Source organism: Streptosporangium sp. NBC_01755, assembly GCF_035917995.1.
GTDB lineage: Bacteria > Actinomycetota > Actinomycetes > Streptosporangiales > Streptosporangiaceae > Streptosporangium.
Genome location: NZ_CP109131.1, coordinates 1 through 6,423 on the forward strand (window position 1 = coordinate 1; position 6,423 = coordinate 6,423).

Consider the following 6,423-nt stretch of genomic DNA (forward strand, 5'->3'; position numbering starts at 1 on the left):
GTAGTGCGCGACGACGCCGTGCGCACTGACACCCCACGAAGTGTCCCCGGCCATGGCCTGTTCCTCGATCAACACCATCTCGTGCTCGAAAGTACCGCCACCACCGCCGTACCGCCCGGGAATCCCGATACAAAGCAGGCCCGTATCACCCGCGGCCCGCCAAAGCCGCGCATCGACACACCTCTGCGACGCCCAACGCTCCTGATTGGGCACCAACTCCTTCCCACAGAACGCCCGCGCGAGATCGCGTAACTCCCGCAGTTCGAGACCGTTCACCGGCAACCCCCCGGACATCATGCCCCCCTAACACTCAGACAACGAGACCGCCGTCGATCCCCAATACCTGACCGGTGATATAGCTGGAACGCTCCGAAACGAGGAAGGACACCAGATCGGCGACCTCCTCCGGCCTACCGAACCGGCCAAGCGGAATCCGCTCCGCGATTCCCGAACGCGCCTTACCCGCCATGGACGCCGTCATGTCGGTCTCGATAAGACCGGGCGCCACGACATTGGCCCGGATACCATACCGGCCCGACTCCTTGGCCAGCGCACGAGTGAAACCGATAATGCCCGCCTTGGACGCCGAGTAATTGGTCTGCGCGGCGTTCCCATACACACCCGCCACAGAAGACAGCGTGACGATCGAACCCGCCCTACGCTTGATCATCCCGAACACCGCCACACTGCAAACGTTGTACGTGGAGTCGAGATTGGTACGCAATACCGTGTGCCAGTCCTCTTCGCTCATCATCACGAGCGGGTTGTCGCGGATGATCCCCGCGCACGAGACCACCGCGCCGAGCGGGCCGAGTTCCTTCTCGGCCCGGCGGACGAATTGCCTGACCGCACCCAACTCCGTGACATCCACCTGCTCGGCGAGCACCGAAGCACCCTCGGCAACCTGCCCGACGACCAGGTCGGCGGCCTCCTTGTTGGAGCGGTAGCAGAACGCGACATCATATCCATCGGCCGCCAGACGGGTCACGACACTGCCGCCGATCCCGCGTGAACCACCCGTCACCAATGCCACAGGACGCATGTCAGTCACCTCCAGGACGCATCAAGACCTCGACACCACGCAACGCCACGGAGAAACTGCCCACCTCAAGGACTTTACGGCCGCCCACGAAGCTGCTGCCCGCGACGATCGCCGCGTCTGCGACGTTACGCAGGATCTGTACGTGATGTTCCAGCACCTCACCCGGGAACACCGGCTCGAGCAGGTCCACGTTCTTGATCCCGGCGGCCAGCTCGACCTTACCGGCCAGCACGTCCGGATTCGGTGTCTCCCAGCACGCCAGCAACACGGCCGCCTGCGCCCATGACTCCACCAACAAGCTCACCGGATACGCGTAATCGTCGGTGTTCTGATAGCACGGCTCAGCGCACGTGATCGCCTTGTGCGCCACCAGACTCTCACCCGGCCGCACCTCGATTACCCGGTCCAGGAGAAGAATCGGGTACCGGTGCGGAATGATCTGTTTGATCTCCGCGACTCCGATCATGCCGTCACCGCCGGGTAGCGCACGCGGATCTCAGCGACCCGCTCCTCGTTGACCACGGCCGACGCCGAACACCGGGTGAACCCGCCCACCTGCTCGACGGCCAGCTCAAGCCTCACCTGGTCGCCGGGGTAGACCGGCCGCATGAACCGGACCCTCTCCAGCGCGACGGGGCGCACCGGATCCGCGCCGCGGGCGGCGCACATATCACGAAAGGCCGAGTTGACGTACTCCACCAGGAACAGGCCGGGCAGGATCGGAAAGCCCGGGTAATGGCCGGCGAACACCGGATCGTCCGGGGAAACGTCCACGGTGACAGTGACTCCGCTCACCTGCGCGGCCGTCATGACCCGGCTCCGTATCCGCCGAGCAACGCGCACCCGACCGTGCCGTCACGGTCGATCGTGGTGACCAACGCCAGATCGTTGTCACCGAACGATTCGGCGACCGACAGCGCCGCCGCGATCTGAAACCCGGTGGACACCGAGGAGGCGTCCCCGATGAGCGACCTGCAGCCCACCCACTTCGCCGTCGCGCCGAGCACGTCGGTGATTCCGGCTTTCTCCGCGCTACCGATGTCCCCCTCGGCAGCGGACGGCGCCACAACACGCACGTCCTCACCGCGCACGCCCGCCTGTTCCACAGCCGCCTTGACGCAAGCGGCCAGCGCCGCCCTCGGGTCCGCGGGGTCGCCGACGCCACGAAATCGCGTCGACAGCACCCGGGCGACCGGGGTACGCCCCGCGTTCCTTGCTCCAGCCAACGTTTCCAGCAGGAAGAACGCGCCCCCCTCGGCAAGCGCGGGCCTTTGGCTGTGGCTCGCGCCCGCATGCCACTCCAGCCAGGCCCGTTGAGCCGAGTGCTCCTCGACCGCTCCACAAAGAACACGATCGCATTGCCCGCCGCGGACCAGTCGTATCGCGTAGCTCAGCGCGAGCAGACACGTGCTCCAGTCACCGGTGATGGTGGTGTTCGGCCCCTTGATGCCGTGCCAGATCGCGCTCTGCCCGGCGGCCTTGTTCATCACGGTGTTCGGGAACAGGGCCGAGTCGACGTGGTAGGGCTTCCTGCCGGCCAGCGAGTCCCGGGTGAAGTCCATGATGGACTGAATGCTGCCCGAACCGGTTCCAAGCACCAGGCCGATCCGCTCGGCGTCCGCGGTCAGCTGCGGACCGCATTCCTCGACGATCAGGCCCAGCGTGCCGATCGCCAGCGCGGTCAGCCGGTCCATCGCACGGGTGCCTCGCTTACCGAGGAACCCGGCAGGTGAGAAGTCGGCCAGCACACCGCCCCGCGTGAACGGTCCGGGAAACGCATCCCGGTCCAACGGGCGGACGGCGCTTCGGCCGGCACGAATGCCCGCACTGAAGGCCTCGCCGCCCACCCCGTAGGGAGAAAGCGTGGACCAGGCCGACAAGACAAGCTGCCCCGCCGATGTCTTGCCGTCCACAGTGGAGGAAACCGTCGGCGCGCTCATTGACCTCGCCCCGCCCGTGCCGCCGAGCCCGCGCCACCGGTGAGCGCCTTGGCCAGCCGGTCGTCGAAGTCGACCTGGCTCCAGTCACGCCGGTTCTCGATCACCGCGTAACCATGGGTGATCTTACCGGTGGCGACCTGGACCAGCTTTCCGTCCCGCTTGACGTAGCAGTCCATCCGCGCGGTGTAGGTCAATCGCTTGAACACCTCCTCCACGGTGAAAACCGTGTAGACCTCGTTCTCCATCCACGCCTCGTCCAAGATCCTGACCTTGGACGAGGGCACCACCGGGATCCAGTTCTGCTCATCGAGCAGTGTCTTGATGGACACGCCGCGCTCCTGGAGGAACAGGTCGACGACCTCCTCCATCAGCCGCAGGTAGCCGGTCATCTGCACACGCTCGGTGAAGTGGCAGTAGAAGTACGGCATCCGCCAGACCCAGCCAAAGGCGTTGGCGTCGCCGATCAGCTGCTTGAGCGGGTCATCGCCGATGATCTCGATCGGCGCGACCGGCTCGCCGAGCCGCTCGCCGAGCCGCTCGCCGAGCCGCTCGACGATGTGCGGCCCCAGCTCGGCCGGCGCGGCCTCGGCCGGAAACCCCCGCGGATCGTTTCGCAGGGTGACAGCGACCTTCGAGGTCACGGTCTTCACCGGCGTCTCACGCTGGGCGATCATCTCGACCACGAACCGCAGCTGCGCACCGCCCTTCGAGGCGACCGGCCGCACGGTTGCCACGGCGACGTCGTCGATGTGGTACGCGGTCCACATGCGAGTGTCGATGTCTGCGATGTCAACGCAGATGCCGTACCGCTCATAGAGCTCGCCCGCCGGATACCCGCGCTGCCTCAGGTGATCGAGCACCGCTTCCTCGACCAGATAGTTGACGTGCTTGAAACCGATCCAGGTGCAGATGTTCGACCCCTCATACCGGGGCCTGAGCGTGGTGGTGGTCGGCTCCCCCGCGGCGAGGCCCGCCGCGATCGGGGTCTGAGGGGCTGTCGGGTTCACATCGACTCCAGGCATGGTGATGGGAGAAACAATCGGCAGGGACAGGGCCTCACGCAGGAAGCCGTGCACGAGTGAGGCGAACCGGCCCGGTTGCTGGGCCATCGGGAAATGACCGCAGTCCTCGATCAGCTCGAACCGGCCCTCCGGCAGGGCCGCGGCCAGCTGCCTGCCGTCGGAGGCCCGGGTGGCGATGTCGTCTTGCCCGGTGATAACGAGCACCGAAGCGTCAATCGTGGACAGATCAACGAACGGCGACCGAAGATACGCCTCGAAAAAGCGCATCCAGCCGTATACGCCGATCTGGTCTCGGACGTGCAGCGCGGCCGCGGCGCGCCACACCTCCGGGATGCCGCGGGCGCCGATGTCCAGCGCCTCAGCGAAGATACGGTGGAAATCGTTGAGGTAGTAGGAGATCGTCGGCCAGTCGAAGTCGGCGGCGCTGTGCCGGTGAAACGGGCTGACCAGCACCACGGCCCCCGGCGCGAGCCTGCCCTCCGACATCGCCTCGATCAGCAGGTTCGCCGCGTACGAGTGCGCGACGACAGCGTCGAATCGGCCCGCCTCACCGGTGTCCATCGAGTCGACCAGCAGGGAGACCGGATCACACTGCCGACTCCAGTCCGCGCTTTCGATACCGTGCCAGGGAAGTTTCACATCCCACAACTCGACGTCATCGGGCAGGTACCGGTCGAGCGGCTCCCACATGCTGGTCGTGCAGCCCAGTCCGTGCAACAACAGCACCCGGGCCACTGGCTTGCCGCCGGCCGGCCGCCTGCGCCTTGGCCGCCGGACACTCGCTGGTGCCACAGATCACGCCTCCTCGTGCCGCCCGACGATGACCACCGCGTTGTTACCGCCGAACGCCAGCGAGTTGTTCTGCGCCACTCGGACCTCCGCGGCCCGCGCCACGTTCGGCACACAGTCCACCTGGCACGCCGGGTCGGTCTCGTTGTGGTTGATCGTCGGCGGAATGAATCCCTCGGTGATCGCCAGCGCGCACGCCGCGGTGGCCAGCGCGCTCGCGGCCCCCATCGTGTGGCCCAGCATGCCCTTGATGGACACGGTCGGCGGCGGCGTGTCGCCGAACGCCTCCATGATCGCCTCGACCTCGGTCTGGTCGTTGGCCCTCGTCCCTGTGCCGTGCGCGGAGATGAAATCGATGTCCTGCGGCTTGACACCCGCGTTGCGGTGCGCCAGCTGCATGCACCGGGCAAGGCTGCTGCGGTCCGGCGCGACCGGGCTGAGCGCGTCACAGTTCAGCCCGTAGCCCAGTAACTCGGCGTAGATCCGGGCACCGCGGGCCTTCGCCGACTCCAGACTCTCCATCACCAAGATGCCCGCCCCCTCACCGGTGAGGATGCCCTTGCGGTCCTTGTCGAACGGCTGGCACACCTCGGGTGCCATCGCGCCGAGCCGGTAGAACCCGGCGAAGGTCTTACGGCACAAGGCGTCCACGCCGCCGGCGAGCACCATCTCCACGTCACCGGCGCGGATCGCGTCCACGCCGTAGCCGATCGCGTAGTTGCCCGCCGCGCACGCCGTGGGGATGGTGACCGCCTCCACATCGGTCAGGCCAAGCTCGCGCACGATGCTCGTGGAGAGTCTGCCTGCCTGGATCCGGCCGGCCAGCACCGGGCTGAGCCGCTCGGGACCCGACTCGAACTGCTCGACGGCCAGGTTGTCCAGATCCCTTGACTCTCCATCCGTCGTACCGATGGAGACCAGGACCCGCCTGGCGCGCACCTCCTTGAGCGACATCGACGCGTCGGCCACCGCGAGGTTGGCGGCCGCGGCGGAGAACTGACCGGCCCGGCCGAGCCGGCCGGGATCGACGTTGACGATCCAGTCCTCCGCACGAAACCCGGTGATCTCGGTACCGTTCGCGTACGCGTAGCCGCTCGTGTCGAACGACGTGATCGGCTTGACGCCGCTACGACCGGACCGCAGGCCGGCCAGGAAGTCGGAGACACCGACGCCGATACTGGTGACCACGCCAAGACCTGTAATCACCACCCGGCGCGGTGGCTGGCGTTCGTCGTACACTTAGTGCTCCATCTCTTTGTCGGTGGCGATTTCCTGGCCGCCGTCGCCTGCCTGCTACTTGGCGGCGGCTGCCTCGTCGACGACGGCGACGACACCGTCCAGGTTGACCATCCGGACCAGCTCGCCCTGGTCGATGTCCACCCCGAGGGTGCGCTCCAGCGAGGAGAGGATCTCGATGGCGCCCATCGAGTCGGCGCCGTGGTCCTCCTTGAACAGGCTGTCGCCGGTCATCTCATCCAGGTCGATTTCAAGGATCTCGCAGACGATCTCCTTGATCTGCGCGCGGCGCTCCTCATCGACGAACGAGCCAGAATTAGTGGTAGTCATGACATTTTCTCCAGCCGGAATCCGGTGAACCAAACATTCGGTCCATATGCCGTGAAAGGGTGGT

The 6,423-nt window shown here is 66.5% G+C and carries 7 protein-coding genes and 1 pseudogene; all 8 read right to left on the minus strand.

Annotation, left to right across the window (positions count from 1 at the left end):
- Positions 1-27: 27 nt before the first annotated feature.
- Positions 28-297 (minus strand): annotated as a pseudogene (locus OG884_RS37355) (acyl-CoA dehydrogenase family protein); the annotation flags it as partial.
- Positions 298-310: 13 nt separating this feature from the next.
- A complete protein-coding gene (gene fabG / locus OG884_RS00010; protein ID WP_326640833.1) occupies positions 311-1,042 on the minus strand; it encodes a 3-oxoacyl-ACP reductase FabG in 732 nt (243 codons plus the stop codon).
- Position 1,043: 1 nt separating this feature from the next.
- A complete protein-coding gene (locus OG884_RS00015; RefSeq protein ID WP_326640835.1) occupies positions 1,044-1,508 on the minus strand; it encodes a 3-hydroxyacyl-ACP dehydratase FabZ family protein in 465 nt (154 codons plus the stop codon).
- Positions 1,505-1,852, minus strand: a complete 348-nt coding sequence (locus OG884_RS00020) for a 3-hydroxyacyl-ACP dehydratase FabZ family protein (RefSeq protein WP_326640837.1) — start codon at positions 1,850-1,852, stop codon at positions 1,505-1,507. Before OG884_RS00020 ends, OG884_RS00015 begins: the two co-directional genes overlap by 4 nt.
- The gene (locus OG884_RS00025) at positions 1,849-2,982 is read right to left on the minus strand and encodes a beta-ketoacyl synthase N-terminal-like domain-containing protein (protein ID WP_326640839.1); all 1,134 of its coding nucleotides are present in this window, start codon (positions 2,980-2,982) and stop codon (positions 1,849-1,851) included. Before OG884_RS00025 ends, OG884_RS00020 begins: the two co-directional genes overlap by 4 nt.
- Positions 2,979-4,796: an alpha/beta fold hydrolase gene (locus tag OG884_RS00030; protein ID WP_326640841.1), complete on the minus strand. Its 1,818-nt coding sequence runs from the start codon at positions 4,794-4,796 to the stop codon at positions 2,979-2,981. The genes OG884_RS00025 and OG884_RS00030 overlap by 4 nt, the downstream gene beginning before the upstream one ends.
- 3 nt (positions 4,797-4,799) lie before the next feature.
- A complete protein-coding gene (locus OG884_RS00035) occupies positions 4,800-6,032 on the minus strand; it encodes a beta-ketoacyl-[acyl-carrier-protein] synthase family protein (protein WP_326640843.1) in 1,233 nt (410 codons plus the stop codon).
- Between the two features lie 54 nt (positions 6,033-6,086).
- Positions 6,087-6,359 (minus strand): acyl carrier protein, encoded by a 273-nt coding sequence (locus tag OG884_RS00040; protein WP_326640844.1) that lies wholly within the window; start codon positions 6,357-6,359, stop codon positions 6,087-6,089.
- Positions 6,360-6,423 lie beyond the last annotated feature (64 nt).